Annotated in this window: 21 protein-coding genes; 13 read left to right on the top strand and 8 right to left on the bottom strand. The window is 27.3% G+C overall.

Translation table 11 applies throughout. The annotated features are described in order from the left end of the window. Positions 1–249 precede the first annotated feature (249 nt). From OTK55_RS04190 to OTK55_RS04180, 3 genes are read left to right on the top strand one after another with little or no spacing between them, the layout of a single operon-like run. Positions 250–489 (top strand): hypothetical protein, encoded by a 240-nt coding sequence (locus OTK55_RS04190; protein WP_274870785.1) that lies wholly within the window; start codon positions 250–252, stop codon positions 487–489. Between the two features lie 25 nt (positions 490–514). Further along, positions 515–766 carry a hypothetical protein gene (locus OTK55_RS04185; protein WP_274870784.1) on the top strand — a complete coding sequence of 84 codons (252 nt, stop codon included), beginning with the start codon at positions 515–517 and terminating at the stop codon, positions 764–766. A 52-nt stretch (positions 767–818) separates the two neighbouring features. After that, on the top strand, positions 819–1,526 hold the full coding sequence (locus OTK55_RS04180) for a 4Fe-4S double cluster binding domain-containing protein (protein WP_274870783.1): 708 nt from the start codon (positions 819–821) through the stop codon (positions 1,524–1,526). Between the two features lie 47 nt (positions 1,527–1,573). Here OTK55_RS04180 and glmM read toward each other — a convergent pair whose 3' ends face one another. The 3 genes from glmM to OTK55_RS04165 form a co-directional block, all read right to left on the bottom strand. Then, complete coding sequence (gene glmM, locus OTK55_RS04175; RefSeq protein ID WP_274870782.1) at positions 1,574–2,917, bottom strand: phosphoglucosamine mutase; 1,344 nt, start codon at positions 2,915–2,917, stop codon at positions 1,574–1,576. A 109-nt stretch (positions 2,918–3,026) separates the two neighbouring features. Continuing rightward, the gene (locus OTK55_RS04170) at positions 3,027–4,502 is read right to left on the bottom strand and encodes a hypothetical protein (protein WP_274870781.1); all 1,476 of its coding nucleotides are present in this window, start codon (positions 4,500–4,502) and stop codon (positions 3,027–3,029) included. Positions 4,503–4,514: 12 nt separating this feature from the next. Beyond that, positions 4,515–6,047, bottom strand: a complete 1,533-nt coding sequence (locus OTK55_RS04165) for an ArnT family glycosyltransferase (RefSeq protein ID WP_274870780.1) — start codon at positions 6,045–6,047, stop codon at positions 4,515–4,517. Positions 6,048–6,965: 918 nt separating this feature from the next. Between OTK55_RS04165 and OTK55_RS04160 the strand changes: the two genes are divergently transcribed. Then, positions 6,966–7,736, top strand: coding sequence for a GumC domain-containing protein (locus OTK55_RS04160; RefSeq protein WP_274870779.1), 771 nt, complete (start codon positions 6,966–6,968; stop codon positions 7,734–7,736). Positions 7,737–7,787: 51 nt separating this feature from the next. Here the strand turns inward: OTK55_RS04160 and OTK55_RS04155 are convergent, their stop codons facing one another. The 4 genes from OTK55_RS04155 to OTK55_RS04140 all read right to left on the bottom strand — a co-directional run bounded on the left by OTK55_RS04155 (position 7,788) and on the right by OTK55_RS04140 (position 11,525). Further along, positions 7,788–7,985, bottom strand: coding sequence for a histone family protein (locus tag OTK55_RS04155; RefSeq protein WP_274870778.1), 198 nt, complete (start codon positions 7,983–7,985; stop codon positions 7,788–7,790). 244 nt (positions 7,986–8,229) lie between these two features. Continuing rightward, the gene (locus tag OTK55_RS04150; RefSeq protein ID WP_274870776.1) at positions 8,230–8,595 is read right to left on the bottom strand and encodes an exodeoxyribonuclease VII large subunit; all 366 of its coding nucleotides are present in this window, start codon (positions 8,593–8,595) and stop codon (positions 8,230–8,232) included. 33 nt (positions 8,596–8,628) lie between these two features. Next, positions 8,629–10,305: an ATP-dependent DNA ligase gene (locus OTK55_RS04145; protein WP_274870774.1), complete on the bottom strand. Its 1,677-nt coding sequence runs from the start codon at positions 10,303–10,305 to the stop codon at positions 8,629–8,631. A gap of 8 nt (positions 10,306–10,313) precedes the next feature. Next, on the bottom strand, positions 10,314–11,525 hold the full coding sequence (locus OTK55_RS04140; protein WP_274870773.1) for a hypothetical protein: 1,212 nt from the start codon (positions 11,523–11,525) through the stop codon (positions 10,314–10,316). Positions 11,526–11,890: 365 nt separating this feature from the next. Here OTK55_RS04140 and OTK55_RS04135 point away from each other — a divergent pair, with 365 nt between their 5' ends. The 3 genes from OTK55_RS04135 (at position 11,891) to OTK55_RS04125 (ending at position 14,192) form a co-directional block, all read left to right on the top strand. Next, the gene (locus OTK55_RS04135; RefSeq protein WP_274870772.1) at positions 11,891–12,199 is read left to right on the top strand and encodes a hypothetical protein; all 309 of its coding nucleotides are present in this window, start codon (positions 11,891–11,893) and stop codon (positions 12,197–12,199) included. Between the two features lie 351 nt (positions 12,200–12,550). Continuing rightward, positions 12,551–12,727 carry a hypothetical protein gene (locus OTK55_RS04130; RefSeq protein ID WP_274870771.1) on the top strand — a complete coding sequence of 59 codons (177 nt, stop codon included), beginning with the start codon at positions 12,551–12,553 and terminating at the stop codon, positions 12,725–12,727. A gap of 187 nt (positions 12,728–12,914) precedes the next feature. Next, on the top strand, positions 12,915–14,192 hold the full coding sequence (locus tag OTK55_RS04125; protein WP_274870770.1) for an amidohydrolase family protein: 1,278 nt from the start codon (positions 12,915–12,917) through the stop codon (positions 14,190–14,192). 61 nt (positions 14,193–14,253) lie between these two features. Here the strand turns inward: OTK55_RS04125 and OTK55_RS04120 are convergent, their stop codons facing one another. Beyond that, complete coding sequence (locus OTK55_RS04120; RefSeq protein ID WP_274870769.1) at positions 14,254–14,967, bottom strand: DUF4012 domain-containing protein; 714 nt, start codon at positions 14,965–14,967, stop codon at positions 14,254–14,256. Positions 14,968–15,122: 155 nt separating this feature from the next. On the opposite strand from OTK55_RS04120, the gene OTK55_RS04115 reads away from it, so the two are divergent. From OTK55_RS04115 to OTK55_RS04090, 6 genes are all read left to right on the top strand, one after another. Beyond that, complete coding sequence (locus OTK55_RS04115; RefSeq protein WP_274870768.1) at positions 15,123–16,241, top strand: glycosyltransferase family protein; 1,119 nt, start codon at positions 15,123–15,125, stop codon at positions 16,239–16,241. Between the two features lie 146 nt (positions 16,242–16,387). Next, the gene (locus tag OTK55_RS04110; protein ID WP_274870766.1) at positions 16,388–17,176 is read left to right on the top strand and encodes an ABC transporter permease; all 789 of its coding nucleotides are present in this window, start codon (positions 16,388–16,390) and stop codon (positions 17,174–17,176) included. Positions 17,177–17,206: 30 nt separating this feature from the next. After that, positions 17,207–17,950, top strand: coding sequence for an ABC transporter ATP-binding protein (locus tag OTK55_RS04105; protein WP_274870764.1), 744 nt, complete (start codon positions 17,207–17,209; stop codon positions 17,948–17,950). Positions 17,951–18,025: 75 nt separating this feature from the next. Beyond that, positions 18,026–18,982 (top strand): glycosyltransferase family 2 protein, encoded by a 957-nt coding sequence (locus OTK55_RS04100; RefSeq protein ID WP_274870762.1) that lies wholly within the window; start codon positions 18,026–18,028, stop codon positions 18,980–18,982. 12 nt (positions 18,983–18,994) lie between these two features. After that, on the top strand, positions 18,995–19,852 hold the full coding sequence (locus tag OTK55_RS04095; RefSeq protein WP_274870761.1) for a glycosyltransferase family 2 protein: 858 nt from the start codon (positions 18,995–18,997) through the stop codon (positions 19,850–19,852). Positions 19,853–19,939: 87 nt separating this feature from the next. Then, a complete protein-coding gene (locus OTK55_RS04090) occupies positions 19,940–21,328 on the top strand; it encodes an undecaprenyl-phosphate glucose phosphotransferase (protein ID WP_274870759.1) in 1,389 nt (462 codons plus the stop codon). Positions 21,329–21,342 lie beyond the last annotated feature (14 nt).

Below are 21,342 nucleotides of genomic sequence, written 5' to 3'. Positions count from 1 at the left end.
AAAAATAACTCAAACGGAACATACATGGAACAAAAAATGAGAATTTTTTTTTTATTCTGAGTTAATATATATAAGAAAGAAAATAAACAAAGAAAAGAACACTGTACACCTCACACGGAACATACACAGACAAAAAAAGCAATATTTTTTTTAACTATTAATTTTTATTATATACACTCTTTCTACTGAGTAGAAGGATATTATATTCTTCTAAAATAATATATTATAATTATAAGGAGGTTTTAACTAATGGTTTTAAGTAAATCAATAAAAGTAAGTGAAAAAACACATAAATTATTAACTAAAATTTGTCCTAAAAATAAATCATACAATGACATAATATATAATGCATTAATCCAACAATACACAGAAAAAGAATACCTCACTGACGAAGAAGCTGAATATTGTAATAAAATGATAGACCAATTCGAAAAAGGAGATAATACTGATACATACAATATAGATACTGATAATTTAGATAAAAAATAGATGAAATAGAAAAACAAGGTGTACTATGAATTACATACTACAATACACTAAACACTCCTTAAAAGACTTGAAAAAAACAAAAAAGAAAAACTTACAAGAGTACAATAAACTAAAAGAAGATTTAGAAAAACTAAGACAAAACCATTACACATCAGCAAATATTAATATAAAAAGTTCTAAATGTCCCAGATGTAAACGTATGAAATCAGGAACACATAGGATAATATATTATATTCATACTACAAAGCCCATAATCGAAAATAATAATGATAATTGAACGAAAAAAGAACTACCGAGAATTTTAAAACAATAAACTGAGTTGAAAAATAATGAATAAAACAACACAATTAAAAATAAATTTGATTGATAAAATTAATAAGATATGTGAGAATAACGTATCATTACATGGTTATAGTAATTTAGAATATGCTGAAGAATTCATAGAAAATACTTATCCTATAGATATTGCACACTACCCTTATGCTATAAGTATAGGTATGCGTATTAATGATGATATTACAAATACTATTAACATACCTGGAGCTGAAGAAGCATATTTAAAGGAGTATCTTGAAGTAAATAATAAACTGGATGATATTGCACAAGAAATAGTGTCGTTAATTATTAAAGAAGGCTATGATGCAAAAAGTATACCTGCATCAGATATTAGTTCTAAAGATAAATTAGCGGGTGAATTATCTCATAAGTTAATTGCAAACTTGGCAGGATTAGGATGGATAGGTAAGAGTTGTCTGTTAATAACACCAGAATATGGTCCACGATTACGCTGGGCTAGTATCTTAACCAATCTACCAGTACCATATTGTAAAAATATGTTAAAGTCAAGATGTGGTAATTGTAGTTTATGTGTTGAAAATTGTCCTGTGAGTGCATTTAAAAACAGAAAATTTATTAAAAATGAGCCTCGTGAACTTAGATATGATGCTTATAAATGTAATAATCATATGGATGAATTAGAACATAAAAATCGTCCTAGATTATGTGGAGTTTGTGTTAAAATTTGTCCATGGGGTTAAAAAATATAAAAGGATATGGGGGAGAATATATCTTAGGAAAAATAGTATTAATCTAAGTATTTTTCAATTAGGGACATTCCCCAGTCTGCTAATTCAGCTGCTTTTTCAGGTGTTTTAGCTTCAGAGAAACATCTGTATATTGGTTCAGTACCTGATGGTCTGATAATTACCCATCCTTCATCTGTAATTACTTTAACTCCATCCGTTGTGTCTACTTCATAGTCAGTTGTATCTTTTAGAATACCTTCAGCTACAATAGATTTTTTATCATCTGGACATTGTACTTTTCTTTTTTCTGAGAAATATGTTGGTAATTCACTAATTAACTCTGATAATGGTTTTTTTGTTTTAGCCAGTATTTCTAATAGCATTGCTGTAGCTAATCCTGAATCTCTTCCATATACGAAATCTGGGAAAATTAAACCACCATTTTCTTCTCCACCGAATAATCCATCTACTTCTTGGAGTTTACGTGCTACTACTAAATCTCCTACTCTTGTTAAGATAATTTCTCCATTATTTTGTAATGCTATGTCAGCTATTGCATTACTTGTAGCTACAGTTGTAACGATTTTTCCACCGTTGTTTTTTTCTAACATGGATTTTTCAACTAGTGCAAATGATTTGTCACCAAATACAAATTGTCCTTTTTCATCAATACATATTGTTCTGTCTGCGTCACCATCATGAGCTATTCCAATATCTGCACCGGTCGCTTTAACCACTTTTATTAAATCCTGTAGATTATCTTCTGTTGGTTCAGGGTTACGTCCCGGGAATGCACCATCAGGTTGACAGTTTAATGTTGTTATTTCACATCCTAATTTTCTTATAATATAAGGAGTTGTTCTACAAGCTGCACCGGAACCGCAATCTAGAACTACTTTTAGATGTGCGTCCTTTATTGCTTCAACATCTACTCTTTTTAATACTTCATCAATGTATTCATCCACAATGTTTCTTTTGTAAGCTTTTCCTATTTTATCCCATGTTACACGTTCTTGTTTATCATTAAAGTAGATGTCTTCAATTTCTTCTTCTAAATCATCAGGAGTACCAATACCATCTGAGTCTAATAATTTTAATCCATTATACTTTGGCGGATTATGTGAAGCAGTTACCATTATTCCACCATCATAATATTTTCTTACAGCATATTGTACTGTAGGTGTTGGTAGTGTTCCAAGGTCTACAACATTACAACCAGTAGATAATAAACCTGCAGTAACTGCATGTTTAATCATTTCGGAAGAGGTTCTTGGATCAGAACCTATTGCAATTGTTCCTTTAACTTTTGTACCATAAGCTGCTGCTATTTTTGATGCAAATTCTGGTGTTAATACTGTGTTAGCCACTCTTCTTACTCCAAATGTACCAAATAATTGTTTCATATGATTATATTCTCCTTAGATTTGTGTTATATAAATTAAGAGTTTTTTTATAAAATAAATTATCTATTATATATAATTATTAAATTTATGAATAATACATTTTTTTATTTTAGGATTTCTCAATATAGTATATCATATTTGAATTATTATCATAACAAGCCCATTTAGTACCATTATACCTCCATGTATAATTCTCATAAGCTTGTAGTTCTGTCCAAGAATTATCATCATTTTTAATCCAAGACACGTTATAATATGTTTTATTATTATATTGATACAATACAACCCATCTATCCTGATTATATGTCCAGTTATATGTATACCCAGTATTTGAAGTTGCATAATAGGATGAATTATTATACTTAATCCAGGAATATGGATGAATAGTACTCCACTTAACAGTATAATTACTATCCGTATTATTTACTTCAACAGATAAATTATTTGAATCATGCCAATTAGAATAATTTAATATTGATAATAATGGTGGAACATTTTCAGTAATATCACCAGTGAAACTATCATTTATCTTACTAGTAGGATGTTCCATATCCTCAGCAGTAATCATTTTCATATCATATAATCCCGTTGCCTCATCAAGAGTACGATTATTAGTCATGTAATTAATAGACATATTATTCTCTTCAAATTCTTGTACTACACTACTTGATATATAATCTGTTTCCTCCATCTGTAAATAATCTGATTCTGTATTTCTAGTAAAAACAACATTACTAATATTATTATCAGTAAGATAATTTGCTAAATTACCATTATTTGAAGAATCTTCTATTAACATGGCATTATTTTTTATGATTGTTGGTATGATTGTAGGTAACTCACCATAAAATCCATAATATGCTGTTGTAGTATTATTTAGATATCCCATTGACCTTAATTTATCATTAACATGCATACTAACTTCAACATCAGTTACTCCTGAAATTTCTTCCACAGGAATATTATACTGATATAATTCATTTTTCAAACTTTCAGGTAGTGCACCTACAATAATAATATGCTGAATATTATGTGTTCTAATATAATTATCATACTGCTTATCTAAAGTTTCAGAGGAATTATATGAACTATTAGTTGCTGTAACAAAAACTGGAACTTTCATATATGCGCCTAATTCTCCAGCAATTGGATTAGATGCTGTGAAAATTATTGTATCATTATTTTTATCAGGAGTATTATTAGCAATATCAGTTAATATACTAGCTATTGAATTATCATTAATATGGTCAACTTTTACACCCATACTATATAATTCAATTAACTGCTGAGTAGTCATTGGACCTACAACAATGATTTTCTTAATATTATTTTCTTTAACATATCCGGGTAACCATGAGTTCAATTGTTCAGGTAATGTTTTATCAGATAAAACTAAAGGAACTTGATTATATCCAGCATGAACAGATACTCCAATTTCTAAACCTCTCATATTACCTGTACAAACAGATATTATTAAAGTATTATTATCTGCATCTATAGAATCAGAATTTGGAATAGTAATAATTATTAATCCAAATATGATTAGAATACATAATATAATACCTAATTTAAATATTTTTTTCATTGAATTCACTTATTAATTTTTATATGTACTTTTTATTGAACAAATTTTGTAATTTGTATTATTATATTCCAATTGTGCATAAATCGGAATCGGCGTATTTTGTCTTAGTAAAATATAACCCACATTCAAATCAGATAATTCTGATGAAGTAGAATGATTTTGTACAATATGAACAGGATCAACAACATATAATGGAATAGATTCTGTGAAACCACCATAGACAACAGGTGATCTACTAGTAGATACAATGATACTGTCCATAATTGAATCTTCAGAGACAACAAGTGATTTATTAGAATGAGCCATGAACCACTCCATCACATCATATCTATCATGAGCTAATTGTGAGTTTCCAAACCTAAGAGATATAACGGATGGTTTCAAAATAGTGCCTACTGGGTCAATTATTGTGTGAATTGTTTCAGGTATTAAAAGACCATCATAATCATCATCACACATTACCTCTGGAGTATAACTATCAACATATACCATTGATGATAAACAAGAAACCAATATCAATAAAATGAAAAGTACTCTCCTATTAGTAGTAGATTTAATGTTATCACAAAGATATGTGAAGCCCAGTCCTGCAACCAGAATCATAGGATATGATGCAACTTCTAATATTCTGATAGAAACTGTTTGTACTCCTAAATAAGTAGTTTGACTAATAAGCATCAAAGATACTGTCCATAATATTAAGAATAATGATTTATCTGATCTGTTTTTAATTAAGTATACATAGCCCATGATTGTTAAAACAGAAGGAATTATACCATAATATTTAAAAAAGAAATTAGGTAATGATAAAAGATTACCTGCTTTTGAATTGAATACTAAGGTATACTTCAGGTACACATAAATCCACCAAGGTAAACCAACACTTGCAACAAATAATATGAAGATTACAAGATAATTAATATTAAGATTTCTTCGTAATAATTGAACTAATCCATATAAACCCAATACAAATACTGTGATAATAGATGTTGCCATATGCAAATTAAATATAATACCCAGTAGAATTGCTGAGAAAATTATACTTCGTATATTATTATCCTTAAAGCCATTGAAAAAGTATACACAACATAATAATGATAATCCAATAGCAATTGTTGCAGGTGTACATATTACACTTCTATTAAATGTTATAAAAGATAACATTCCCAGAACACCTGTACACATACCTGTTTTAAAATCAAATAATTTATAACTAGACCATGTTATTGAAAATATCAGAAAGAATGAAAAAACTGGCTGTAATAATCTCACAAGGCTAACTAATCCTATTCCTGTTACTTTAGATAAACCTGCTAATACTAAATGAAATAATGGTGGATACATTATTACTCTACCATAAGGTGCAACCGTTTCAAAATCCCAAAATACTAATCCATTTCTCATATATAAATCAGCCATGTGAATATGATAGTAAACATCCCATGATATAGGAAACGTATACTTGTATAATAATATTAAAGCTATGATAAAAGAAAGCCCAGCTGGAATAGTTAGAGTAATTTTTTCATGATTTCTGTATTGCATTAAAATTCATCCTTTATTAATATTATATTCTCTAGAAATATTAGATTTATCTAGAAAACAAAGGAATATTTACATCAATATCTCGAAGAAAGATCATTCCATGAAAAAATAAGTTAAAAAAAACATGTATACATAATGTATACATAATATAAATACTAATGAAAAAAAGCGTTAATTCCCCCATAAATAACCATTCTAAGCAGTAATTCAATGTAAACAAAATGTATACATCAAACTAAAATAGCAATTTTTTAATGATTTTGAAGATAGTAAAAAATAGTTAGTGTACACTAGTTGATAACTAAGATTGTAGTTAAAATATTACATTAAACATGCATTACTTGGAAAAAAATAAAAGTATACAAGAAGTATACATCAATAATCATATCTAAAAAAAAATAGTGAATACAGAAATATCTAAAAACATGAAAAGTATACATGAAGTACACATGAAAATTATACTCATTTTATCAACACAATAAATAGATTTTATATGTAAACTTTATGTAAACATTTGAGAAAATATTTATTTTTAAAATAATTATTGTTGAATATATACACCAATAATCTGATTTAAGAAAATTTAATCATGTATACATTAAGTAAACAAAGAGGAATTATTTGACTTATAATACAAAACATTAAAATAGAATGTAAACAAAAGATTATAATAGATATTATAAAACTAATTAATGTACACATGAAATATACATAATTTATTTGACAATACAGATGTACACTTAAAGTACACAGATATTAAAAGAGGGAAATAAATTATAAAAAAAGCTACAGATCTTTATGATGATGTATAATTAAGAGACTCTTAAATGTACACATACATAAAACATGAAAAATTAGATGTATACATTATGTAAACATTACTATTTAACCAAATAATAATAGAGATAAGGAATATTTATGAGTTCAAAAACAGCTACTATACGATTCAAAAACGGAGAAAAATGGGAAAACTTCTTAGAAGAAATTGAAAAAAACAATGGAACTACCAGAGGACATATAGGAACAACAGTAGAAACACTCATAGATATATACATAAAATATCCTGATATTACTGTAGAAAAATTAGTCGAATTAGAAAAGAAAAATGAAAAATCATTAAAAAAGATAAACAAGCTAGAAAACGATATAACCAATAACAATTCTGAGGAAATAGAAAAAACTAATAAAGAACTTGAAAATCAAATAGAAGAAGAAAAAAAGGAATACTTAGAATTACAGAATAATTATGAAAAGATCCGATTAATGAATAATGATTTAGAAGAAAAAAATAAAGAATTACAAGAAGAAACATTTAAACTTCAGAAAGAAAACATAGAGTTAACTAGTAAATTAGAATATCCTGAACGAGAAAATAAATTATTACAGAAAAACTATGATCAACTAGAAGAGACATATAATCAACTAAAAGAGGATAATAAAAATATTAATAAAATGTTTGATACAATAAATGATGAATTAAAACAGCAACAAAAAGATACTAGAACTGCCAGAAGTGATTATAAACATATTGTAGAAACATTAAATAAATTACAGGAAGAGTACAATAATCTTCAAAATGAAAACAAAAAATATACAGTATTATTTGCAGAAATTAAGAAAATGTCTTTAACTGAAAGAATACTTGGAAAATATCCTGAGAACATTAAAGAATTAAATTCTGGAAATTAATTAGTTAAAAAAAAATAAGTAAATAATTTAAAAAAAATATTAGAAAAGAATTTATAAAGCTAATTCTATATCTTCAGCTTTAACAGTCTTTCTGCCAGCATGTTTTGCTAATGCTACAGCATCTTGACTAATTTCTTCTCCGTATGCTTCTAAAATTTCAGCTAATGCAACTTTAGCATCTTCACTAACTCTTGCTGCACCTGCATTTTTTAAAATTCTTGCAACAGGTGCTATTGGTAATTCTGTCATGATAAATTTCTTCTATAAGTTTAATTACTTTTATATATTAAAGTCTAAATATATAAACTTTATTCTAATATATTGACTTAAAAAGTAATTTAGGTTAATTAATTTGACTGAAAATTAATATTAAAAAATAGTAGATTCTATATAAGAATTAAGAATAATACCTTATCTTAATATAGAAAAAATAGAAATTTACTTTTATTTAAAAAAATAATTAATAAAAAATAGAAAGGTAATAAATAGAAAACTAATTTCTATGAATCTTAGTAGGATCATCCAATATTAATTCAAGTTGACCATTATAAGAGGTTACTTTACCTGTTAATTGTATTGATTCACCTTCATTTAATTCCATATTTATTTCTGTAGAGGGAAATATTACCACATTAATAGAACCAGTGTTATCTGTTATTTTTATAATTTTAGTATTTGATTTTGTTATTGTATATGAACTTATGGTTCCGGAAATTTCTACATAATTATCTATTTTACTATTGTCTATTTTATTTATTGTTAGTTGTTCGGGTGTTACAAATGTAAATGTAATTATTAGACCTATTAATCCAATAATTGTAGTGATTACTGATAATTTAAATATTTCTTCATCTCGCATAATTATATAATAAACAATTATTTGAATGTTATATTAATTATTTTGTAATTCAATCATTTGATGCAATTTTTCTACTGTATCCACCTGGTCTAATCCAATATCATCTCTTACTGAAATTATAGCCGGAAATCTAAGAGAGTATCCAGTTTCATATTCATTACTTTCTACAATTTCACTGTATGCTACTTCTAATATCACTTGAGGCTTGAATGTTACTGTTTGCTCTGATTGAGAAATTATTAGTTTTTCCATACGTTTTGTTAATGATGCTAGTAATTCATCAGTTAATCCTGTTGCTGCATGCACTAGTGTTTTATATTCTCCTGTTGATTCATCTAGTAAAGATAATAGGTATGATCCAAAGAATTTAGCTCTTTTACCTTTACCATAGGTTCCACCAGTTATTACACAGTCTAATGTTTCTCTAACTGGTTTATATTTAAGCATGTTTTTTCCTCTTTTACCAGGAGAGTACGGACTATTAATATCTTTAAACATTATTCCTTCATGTCCTGTTTCAATAGACCATTTGAATAATTGTTCAGCATCCTCATAATTTTCAGGAGTTACTATTTTCATAGTACTTAATTCTACTTTTTCAGAAGTTTTAACTATTTTTTCCAATAGTTTTCTTCTTTCACCAATAGGCTGTTCTGCTACTGGTGTTTCATAATATAATACGTCAAATAAAAATACTTTTAAAGGTATTTTTTCCATCATTTTATCAATGTTATATTTACGTTTTACACGTTGTAGAATGTATTGGAATGATATTGGTTTATTATCTTTTGTTGCAATTACTTCTCCTTCTACTATGAAGTCTTTGTCAGGTAATGCTTTTTCAATGTATTCCACAACTTCAGGTAATGCATTGGTTACATTTTCAAGTCTTCTGGTGAATATTTTTGTATGACCTTGGGTGTGGTGAATTTGTACTCTTATACCATCATATTTTGTTTCACATATTACATGTTGCATTTCTTCTATACTTTGTTTTATTCCGGGACTTAATTGTGCTAACATTGGTTTGATTGGTTTTCCTGGTGTGATTGTTATTGATTTTACTGATTCTTCTGATGTTTGTGCTTTTTTTGCTACTTCGCCTAGATCATTAGATAACATATATGCTCGGTCTATTACTTCTTTATCTATATTATATGCCTGTGCTATTGCATCTACTAGTGTTCCTTCACCTACACCTATTCTTAGTTTTTCGGTTATTGTTCGTGTAATATATTTAGCTTCTAGAGGTGTTGCAGATGTATATAATTCTAGTATATAATTTAGTTTTTTATTTTGTGATTTACTTCCTGTGATTGACTCTGTTTTTCTTAAATTATTAATGACTTTTTTTACTGTTAATGGTACTTTGAAGAATGTTACTTGTTTATTGTTACTTACTAGTTCCTGTGTTATTTCGCCCATATCTCCTACTGATGCTAATTTATCTTCAATTGTTGTGGTGTTTTCACCGAGTAGTTTAGATAATGCTTTGATTATTAATTGTGTTGATATTCCCATTTCCTTGTCACTCCAAGGTGGGAATATTTTTCCTTGCAATAATAATGTTACATCATATGTAATTTCAGGATCTGTTTGTGAAATATCTCTTAGAAAATCTGCTATAATTGCTGTTTTATCCAATCTACTTGAAGTATCAGCTATTTTTTCATAAGTTTCTACTAGTTTTGTATAGGATGTGTTAGTCATTATCATCACTAAATTAATGCTTTGAAGTATGTGCCCTCTTTTTCTTTTATTTGGAAGATAGCAACATCATTTTCTTGTGCTATTTGTTTATATGTTTCTACTTTATCTTGAGGGAAATTTATTCCTAAGTATATAGCTTCTGGTTTCATAAATGTTAATTCTAAATTATTTTCTGTTATATTATATACTTCCTGAAGTTTATCTTCTATTATATTATGTAATTCTTCTGAGTCTAGTATTGATGATACATCTTGTATTAGATGTTTGTAGTTATAGTTTAGTTCATCATTATCTGTTTCTAGATAATTATTTTTTAGTATTTCTTGTATTTTTGAAGAGTTCATTGTTGTGTTGTATACTGGTTCTAGTAAATTGTCTAGCATTCTATATTCAGTTTCTGTGTATTTATGGTTTGTTATATAGTTCCATTCGTTATCATATTGAGTGTAATTGCTGTTAATTTTTAGTAGTGATGCACAATGTGAGTTATATATTGTGTAATCAAAGTCTTCCCTTTTTGGTTGTTGATTTACGTATAGTACTGGGAATAATTTTTTTAATTGTCTTACTGTATTTTCTGTTATCTCTTTGAAGTCGTATACTACGTTAAATCCTGTTTGATTGTCTGTATATTTCTCCCATGTTTGTTGATTGTTATATGGTGTTTGGAATGTTGTGCTATATATATTATCTTGGTATAGTTTCATTGTAAAATATGCATTTACTATGCTGAATACTATTTGCTGTGTAATGAATTGATTCATGTATTCTTTCCATTGTTTCTGGTCTTCGGGTGTCATGTCGTCTGTGTCTTTAGTATATACTAGTGTCATTAGTTTTATGAATGGGAAGTTTGATTTGTTTATTAATTCTTTTTCCTCATCTTTTAGGAAGTTTGGATCTTCTTGTTCTAGTTTTGCTATTTGTTGTTGCATTAGATTGTTTAGCTGTGATTTAATTATTTTTTCATAGTTTGTTTGGATTATTTTGTCATTGTAATTGTCTAATAATTTTGATTTGGTTAGTGTTAGTTTTCCTTTGCATAATTTATCTAATTCTTCTTTTTTTGTATTTTCTGGATAGTATTGTGCTATTACTGGTGGAAAGTGTTCTATTTTGAGTTTATCAGCGTTTTCTAATTCTTGGGGGTTATTTTGATTTGTAGCAAATATTTTAAAAAAGTCTGTTTTCCATTTTTTATTAATTGTTTCATCAAACATGTTTTCATTTCCTATATGTCCTTGTGATAATAAATTATTTTTTTTATTTTTGAGTACTTTTAGTCTTTATTATTAATATTTGTTTTATGTGTTAGATGTTTTTAACTAGATAATTCATCATGATTAATAATTAGAAATATGTTTTTTAAAAAGACCAGATAAATAGTTATATTTAATATTACGGATTATTTACTAAATAAAATAGATAAATATTAAAATTAATAGAAATTATTATAAAATAAGTTTTAATCCAATGTTAAATACAATAAAAAGACATATAACGTCCGTTATTATAATACATACGTTTAAAAATTAAAAGAAATATATTATTTAGTATCTCATGAATAATTAAGGGGGGCTATCTAATGACTGATGAAAATAATAAAACAAACAATGATAACGAAAAATTATCATTCACCCAATCATTAAGAAAAGAAGGTCTAATAAAAGGATCATCAAATGAAAAATCAGAAACAGTGACAACCAGTGAAAAAAAGGTTGAAACTAAAATAGATGAGGATATAACTAAAAAAGTAGAAGAAACAAAAGAAGAACCTACAAAGGAAATTCAAAAAACTGAAACAAAAGCAAGTAACAGCAATAACTCCGCATTATTAATAGCAATAGTATTAATCATCATCATAATCATATTATTACTGTTATTGATGCACTAATGACTATCCTCTTCTCTATCTCTTTTTTTTAAAAAATACACTATCTTAACATCTTCAACTCAATAATTAAATAATATTATTTTAAATAATATTAACAACTTTTAATAAAACCTCAAAAAAGTTAAAAGATAATTAACAAACAATGCTAACGATTATATAATAATATATATACATGTGATTATCATAAATAATAAATAACTTAAATAAAGAGGACGTGTTCTTATAACAACTGAAAAAAAGAATAAAAAAAATAAAATTGTTGCCATAGTATTATCCTTCCTCGTAGTAGGACTTGGAAATATATATAATGGCCTATATAAAAGAGGCCTAGTAGAATTCGGAATAGCAATCATGTTATCATTTATACTAGCAGACTTATTAAAAATGATTCCTTATGGAATGTTCATAATGTTCTTAATAGGATTAATGTGGTGGGCATACGTATTATATGATACACAAATATGTACTGATGCAATTAACAACAACCATAGAGTACCATTGTTCTTAAACAGAGTAAAATTATACTAATTGCGTAACATGACAATAAGAGTAAATAGTTATAGAACCCTCGATTTTTATAATAATGAAAAACAATGATATGGAAAAGATTATAACAAAAAAGTTACCCTCCAACACTATTTTTTTTAAATTACTTAATCCTATTATTAGATAAAAAATAAACATAATAAATAATAAATTTTTAGGGAAAATAATCATGACAGAAACAAACAGTATTTTAATAAAAGACACAACCATACTTTCAGATTCCATTATAAAAGGATCAGTACTTGTAGTAGATAATAAAATTGAAGAAATTAGCACCAATTTAGTAGATAAAGATGCTGATATAGTTATAAATGGACAAAATAAAATTACCATGCCTGGATTAATAAATACACATTCACATGTTGCAATGACATTATTAAGAGGTGTTGGAGATGACCAGGATTTACAAACATGGCTAAATGAATATATATGGCCTAGAGAAGCTAAATTAAATGAAGAACTAGTATATGCTGGATCTAAATTAGCAATGGCTGAAATGATAAAAACTGGAACAATCATGTTCAATGATATGTACTTTTACATGGAAGAAACTGCTAAAGCTGTAGAAGAATCAGGAATGAGAGCATTACTAGGATATGGAATGATAGATTTATTTGATGAAGAAAAAAGAAAATCAGAACTTAACGAAACTAAAAAATTTATCGATGAATGTCATAACACAGCTGACGGAAGAGTACAAGTAGCAGTAGCTCCTCATGCTCCATACACCTGTTCAGAGGAAATTTTAAAAGAATCTAAAAAGTTAGCTGATACACATAATCTAAAATTACACATACACGTATCTGAAACTAAGCAGGAAGTAACTGATTTACAAAAAGAAAGAAATGAAACTCCATTTGAATATCTAAATAATATAGGTCTTCTTGATGAAAATACAATCGCTGCTCATGGTGTCTGGACAACACCTGAAGAAATGAAAATATTAAAAGAGAAAAATGTATCTATATCACATAATCCATCAAGTAACATGAAACTAGCATCAGGTATTGCTCCTATAAATGATTATATTAAAAATGGTATTAATGTTGGAATAGGAACTGATGGAGTATCCTCAAACAATAATTTAGACATGTTCAGTGAAATGAAATTAACAGCACTTCTTCAGAAAGTAAATACTCTTGATCCTAAAGTATTACCTGCAAAGGAAACATTTGATATGGCAACTAAGAATGGTGCTAAAGCATTAGGTGTTAATAGTGGTGAAATAAAAGAAGGTAAACTAGCTGATATCATCATAGTTAATACAAATGTTCCACATATGACTCCTGTAAGAAATCCATTAAGTAATATTATATACTCAGCACTAGGTACTGATGTTGATACAGTTATATGTGATGGTAAAATATTAATGGAAAATAAAGAATTAAAAACTATCAATGAAAAAGAAGTTATATCAGATGCAATAAATGCTGCAGCTGAATTATAATTTTCAACTATTTTTTTTAAAAAAAAGACTAATAGATTAAAAAATAATCTATTATTTATTTTTATCCTAATAATGAGTTAAATCCTGCATAAGATACAAATTGAGAGAATTTATCAGCCGGAACTGCTTTAATATTACCCTGTGAATATTGTTCTAAGGCAGCTTTTATTAATGCTGGTTTATTATTGTTTTTTTGAGCAGCATCTTTTATTCCCTGAGCTAAATTTTCAATAGCGTCGCCTCTAGTTGCACCATTTTGAGATTGGTCTTCTCTTAAGAAATCAATTGAACTAACATTTTCAACTAGTTGTCCATTTGAATAAACAGGACCTACTGCATCAATCATAGCATCTATAGCTGTTGGAGTTACTACTACCACCATATCTGTACTAATATTTGTATTATATTTTACAATATCTTGAGCAATCTTAGTACCATTCTCTAAATTATCGCTCCATAATGAATCGTGTAAGTACCATTGATTAAGTCCCTCTGCTTGCATGTCAGAAGTTGGGGTTAAGTTAGGGTCGGTCATTCCTCCTGGATATACTGGGGTTATATTTCCCACTTTACCATCTGTAACATCGACAACAAATGCCATGTCGACAGCACCTATTCCTGGACGATTTTCTGAAGGATCTGTACATAATACTAGAATATTATGTTCTCCTTTAAAGTTTTGTTGTGCTTGTTGATAATTTACCAAGAAGTAGACCCCAACTACTACTATTATGGCAACAATTACCAATAATACTATTTTCTTTTTAGAAACCATATTATCACTTAATTAATTTTAATATCGATACCTGATAATTAATAATAATATATTAAACAAACTAATTAATATTAATATGGAATTATTGAAGTAAAAATTAATCCTAAAAAACATGAATACAAACAGTGATTACATCAACCAGGAAGTGTATATATTTGACAAAAAATGATATAAGTACAAAAGAACATTTCATAAATAAACTACGCATATTGAAACATGAATTTACAGATTCTATAGATTTATGGAAATATAATATAAAAAGATACACTGCTGAAAAAGAAGAAAACACAAATAATACCCGTATATCTCAGGATAAAAAGGATACATTAACGGTAGCATTTGTTGTAACTCAAAATAATGAAAATACAACAGCAGGGGATTATTTTACAGCATTAACCTTAGCCAGGAAATTAAAAGAGTTTGGATGGAATATTAAATATCTCGCACAGTATCCTACAATAGACCAGAAAAACTGGTATTATATAGATGATGATGTTGATGTAATTATATCGCTTCTTGATAGATATAATTTAAATAAAATTAGGTCAAATAACAAGTCTTTGCTAAAAATAGCATGGATACGAAACTGGTTTGAATTATGGGTTGAACTACCTTACTTTAATCAATATGATATTATACTTTCAAGTAGTAATAAATCATGCGAATTCATAAAAGAAAAAACAGGAAAGGATGCTATACTTTATCCCCTAGCTACAGACCCATTAATGTTTAATGAAAACATTCCTCCAAAAGAAGAATACATGTGCGATTACTGTTTTACTGGTAGTTATTGGGGAAGTAAACGTGAAATTATTGATTGTTTAAATCCTTCCTCATTAGACTATACTTTTAATTTATATGGAACTAATTGGGAAAAAGTTCCCAAACTAAAGGATTATTTTAAAGGATTCGTGAACTATGAAGATATGCCCTCAGTATATTCATCAACAAAAATAGTAATAGACGATGCAAATCATGTTACACGAAAATATGGCTCTGTAAATAGCAGAATCTTTGACAGTATAGCATCAGGAAAATTAGTGATTACCAATGGATCAATAGGTAACACAGATCTATTTAATAATGAAATACCTGAATATCACTCAGAACAAGAATTAAGTAATCAACTTAAATTTTATCTAGAAAATTCTGAGAAACGAGAAGCAAAAATAAAAAGACTTCAAAGAATTATCAAAGATAAACATACCTATGAAAAAAGAGCAAAAACGTTAAAACATATAATTGATGATTATTATAAAAATCATGCAAAATGAATAAGATTAAAAAAATAATTTAATTAAAGGAAATATTTAAAAATCTTTAAAAATATACTTAATATATTAATAAAATTAGGAAAATATTTTTTAAAAAATCATTATAATAAGTTTTTTTAAAAAATTATGGTATCGAGGAATAATAAATGGTAAATTTTTCAGTACGTGAATGGTTAGAGAATTTTCGAAAATACCAATCACTATTAAGTGAATTGGTTATACGAGATATAAAAATTAAGTATCGTAGATCAGTTCTAGGAATTTTTTGGAGTTTCCTAGATCCTTTATTTTCTATGATTGTCCTAACAATAGTATTTTCCGCATTATTCCACCGTATACATAATTACCCAGTTTATTATCTATGCGGATTTTTAGCTTATCAACTATTTTCTAGTGGATCTAAGGCAGCTATGAGGTCATTGGTAAGTTCATCAGGAATATGGAAAACTATATATGTTCCTAAATATCTATACGCAGTATCATCAGTTCTATCCAATTTTGTAACATATTTACTATCATTAGTTGTATTATTTGCAATAATGATTGTACTAAATGTTAAATTTACGATATTCATACTCTTTGCTAGTTTACCTATCCTTGCATTAATTATAATGACTATTGGTGCAGGACTTATAATGGGTACTTTGAATGTATTTTTCAGAGATATGGAATACCTGTATAATGTATTTATGATGATTTTAATGTATGGTATGCCTATATTTTATCCAGCATACATTGTACCACACCAATACAGATTCATACAAGCTTATAATCCATTATATCAATTAATAGTATGTTTAAGAGATTGTTTCTTATATGGACAATTATATCCAGTATCAACATTACTCTTTGGAATGATATTTGCGTTTATTTTACTAGGAATAGGATTACTTCTATTATACAAATATCAGGATAAATTTATACTATACGTTTAATTATAAAGAAAATACTAATAGGGGGATTATATGAGTAATAAAGTAGTGGTAGATGTAAAAGACGTGAGTATGGAATTTAACTTAAATCAGGAAAAAACAGACAACTTAAAAGAATATGTTATAAAAGCGATAAAAAAAGAACTACGTTTTCAATCATTTTGGGCTTTAAAACACATATCACTACAAATCCATAAAGGCGAAAAGGTAGGTTTTGTTGGTCTTAACGGTGCTGGTAAAAGTACACTACTAAAAATCATTGCACAGGTAATGAAACCTACGAAAGGCTCAGTGGAAGTACATGGAAATATGGCACCATTACTTGCATTAGGTGCAGGATTTGATTATAATTACACAGGCAGCGAAAACATATTCTTAAATGGTGCATTATTAGGTCATTCAAAGTCATACATGAAAAAAAGATATGATGAAATTGTTGAATTCTCTGAAATAGGTGATTTTATAGATGTTCCTGTGAAAAATTACTCATCAGGTATGAAAGCACGTCTTGCATTCTCCATAGCAACTTCTGTAAATCCAGATATACTTATATTAGATGAAGTATTATCCGTAGGAGATGCATCATTTCAGAAAAAATCAAAAGAAAGAATGAATGAATTAATGCAGGGTGATGTATCCTTGTTATTCGTATCACACTCTATTGGACAGGTAAGAGAAATGTGTGATAGAGCCATATGGTTAGACCATGGAAACTTAATGATGGATGGGGATGTTGATGAAGTCTGTGATGCATACATGGACTTTACAAAAAAATAACATAATAAATTATTTAAATTAAATGATAACATTATGTTTCATACTTATTTTTTTTTTAATATTGGAAGATTAATAATGAACACTACACATACAAAAGTAACTATTATAATTCCAAATTATAATAACAGAAATTTATTAGAAGATTTACTTAATTCATTAAAAGCTGTTTCTACACCTTATGATCTTATTATCATTGATAACGCTTCTAAAGATGATAGTGCTGATTTTATAAAGAAATCATATCCTCAAATAAAATTAATAGAAAATGAGGTTAATATGGGTTTTGCATATGCTGTTAATCAGGGAATCAAATTATCCGAAACAGAATATGTATTCTTATTAAACAATGATACAGTAATTGATAAAAACTGTCTTTCAAATCTTATAAAAACAATAGAAAAAGATAATTCAATATTTTCAGTTTCTTCTAAAATGATTCAGTATCATAATAAGGATTTAATTGATGATGCTGGTGATGCGTATAATATATTAGGTTGGAGTAAAAAGATAGGTAATAATCATAATATTAGAGAATATGATGAGGATTGTGAAGTATTTAGTGCTTGTGCAGGAGCTGCATTATATAGAAGGAAATATTTTGAAGAAATTGGCTACTTTGATGAAAACTTTGAAAGTTATGTTGAAGATATGGATTTAAGTTTTAGATCCAGATTACATGGTTATAAATCATATTATTCCAGTAAAGCTCTTGTATATCATTATGGAAGTGCAACATCAGGTTCTAAACATAACCCGTTTAAGGTAAGGTTATCTGCTAGGAATAACCTCTACTTAATATATAAAAATATGTCCACATGGATGAAAGTTATTAACTTTATATTTATATTCCTAGGAGATTTGATTAAATATTTATATTTCTACAGAAAAGGATTTGGTCAAGACTACCTTGATGGCATAGTAGAAGGTTTAAAAACAAGAAAACAATTAGAAAAAACTAAAAACATTCCATTAAAAAATTATATTCATATTGAATTAAGTTTAATAAAAAATTTATTTAAATATCCTTTTTAGGAGAAGAATCACATGGATTTATCAATTATTATAGTAAATTATTGTACTTATGATTTAACTAAACAAACAATTAATTCTGTACTAAAAACTGTGCATGATATTTCTTATGAAATAATTGTTGTTGATAATGCATCACCAGATAACAGTATAGTGCAATTAGAAGAGGATTTTAAAGAAGATAATCTTGTAAAAATTATAAAAAATAAAAATAATGATGGTTTTGCAGTTGCAAATAATCTTGGATTCAAACATTCCTCTGGAGAATATATATTACTATTAAATAGTGATGTTATAGTAAAAGAAAATACTATAAATAATTGTCTTACATACATCCAAAGTAATAATAACATTGGTGCTTTAGGCTGTAAAGTATCCTTACCTGATGGTAGCTTAGATAAAGCCTGTCGAAGATCTTTTCCTACTTTTAAAGTATCCTTCTATAGAATGACAGGTTTATCAAAACTATTTCCTAATAGCAAACGATTTAATCAATATAATCTATCATACCTTGATGATGATGGAGTGTATTTTATTGATTGTATTGTCGGAGCATTCATGTTAATAAATAGAACAATCTATGAAAAAGTAGGAGGTCTTGATGAAACCTATTTTATGTATGGTGAAGATATTGATCTCTGCTATAAAATTAAAGAATTAGGATATGATATTGTATATTATGGAAAAGAGGAAATTATTCACTATAAAGGTGCTAGTGGTAAGAACAGAAAATTATTATATGAGTTTCATAAATCAATGAATATATTCTATGATAAACACTATAAAAAAGAGGATAACATTCTTATTAACGGGATAACTTATCTCAGCATCTGGATTTTATATTATTTAAAGTTAATTATTACTTATATATAAAACTAATTTCTTATTTTATTATTATCAGAATTAATAATTTTTAATATTCATTAAATACATATATATTAATACTGTGAAGGGAGTATTATGATTAGAGAAAATCAACAATTATTTAACGTGTTTAATGTTATATTAGACGTAATTGTTTTAATGATTTCCACTCTTTTTATAAACTCACCTTTTTTTGCAAGATATGGTCCAGCGTACGAATTTAACTTCGATACTATTTTATTATTATTTACATTATTAATTCCATCATATTTGCTATTATATTACATGTTTAAATTATACACGCCACAGCGTACAAATCGTAGTGCGTTTTCGGAATCATCAAAAATTATTCAGGTAAATTTCTTTGAATATTTATTTCTCTCAACAATGTGCGTATTAAATATTCTTTATGTACCTGCTGACTTCTTGATATTTTTCCTAGTAATTAATAGCATATTTGCAATCATTGAAAAATCTATAATAAGAGGATTATTACGTATACTTCGTGCTAAAGGTTTTAATATAAAATATGTATTAGTTGTTGGTGCTGGTGAAATTGGTCGTAATTTTGTAGATACTGTTAATCTTAACACATATCTTGGATATAAAATTATTGGATTTTTAGATGATAATGTTGAAGGTATTGTTAAAGATATCAGAGTAATTGGTAAAATTGATGATATTGATGAAGTACTATCACATAATCTTATTGACAGAGTTGTAGTAAGTATTGCTCCACGTCATTATAAGACATTACGGAAAATTATTGATAGTTGTGAAAAAAATGGTGTTCGTGCTGATATTATACCTGATTACTATAGGTATATTACATCACATCCAAGTATAGAATTAATTGATAATATTCCATTGATTAGTGTTAGATATTTACCATTAGATATTTCATATAACAAATATGTTAAAAGAATTTTTGATGTGCTTTTTTCAATAATATCTTTAATTATTTTGTCACCTCTTTTATTAATTGTAGCAGTTGCAGTTAAGGTTACATCTCCAGGTCCTGTTATTTATAAGCAGGAACGTATTGGAGAAGGTGGACATCCTTTTATGATGTATAAGTTTAGAAGTATGCGTTCAGAGGAAGAATATATTGATGATAAACGTTGGACTCAGAAGGATGATCCTAGAGTAACATCTGTAGGTAAAATTATTAGAAAAACTAGTATTGATGAGTTACCTCAGTTATATAATATTATTAAGGGTGATATGAGTTTAATAGGTCCAAGGCCTGAGAGACCATATTTTGTTAATAAGTTTAAAGAATCTGTACCAAAATACATGATTAAACATCATGTTAGACCTGGAATGACGGGATGGGCACAGGTTAATGGATATCGTGGAAACACTTCCATTGTTAAAAGAATAGAATTTGATATTTATTATGTGGAAAATTGGTCAATCCTCTTAGATGCCCGTATCTTTTGGAGAACATTGACCTTGATTTTCACTGATAAAAATGCATATTAATATTTTATATCAAA

The organism is Candidatus Methanosphaera massiliense (assembly GCF_028890305.1).
GTDB classification, from domain to species: Archaea; Methanobacteriota; Methanobacteria; order Methanobacteriales; family Methanobacteriaceae; genus Methanosphaera; species Methanosphaera massiliense.
This window is presented reverse-complemented; position numbering and strand designations above follow the sequence as displayed.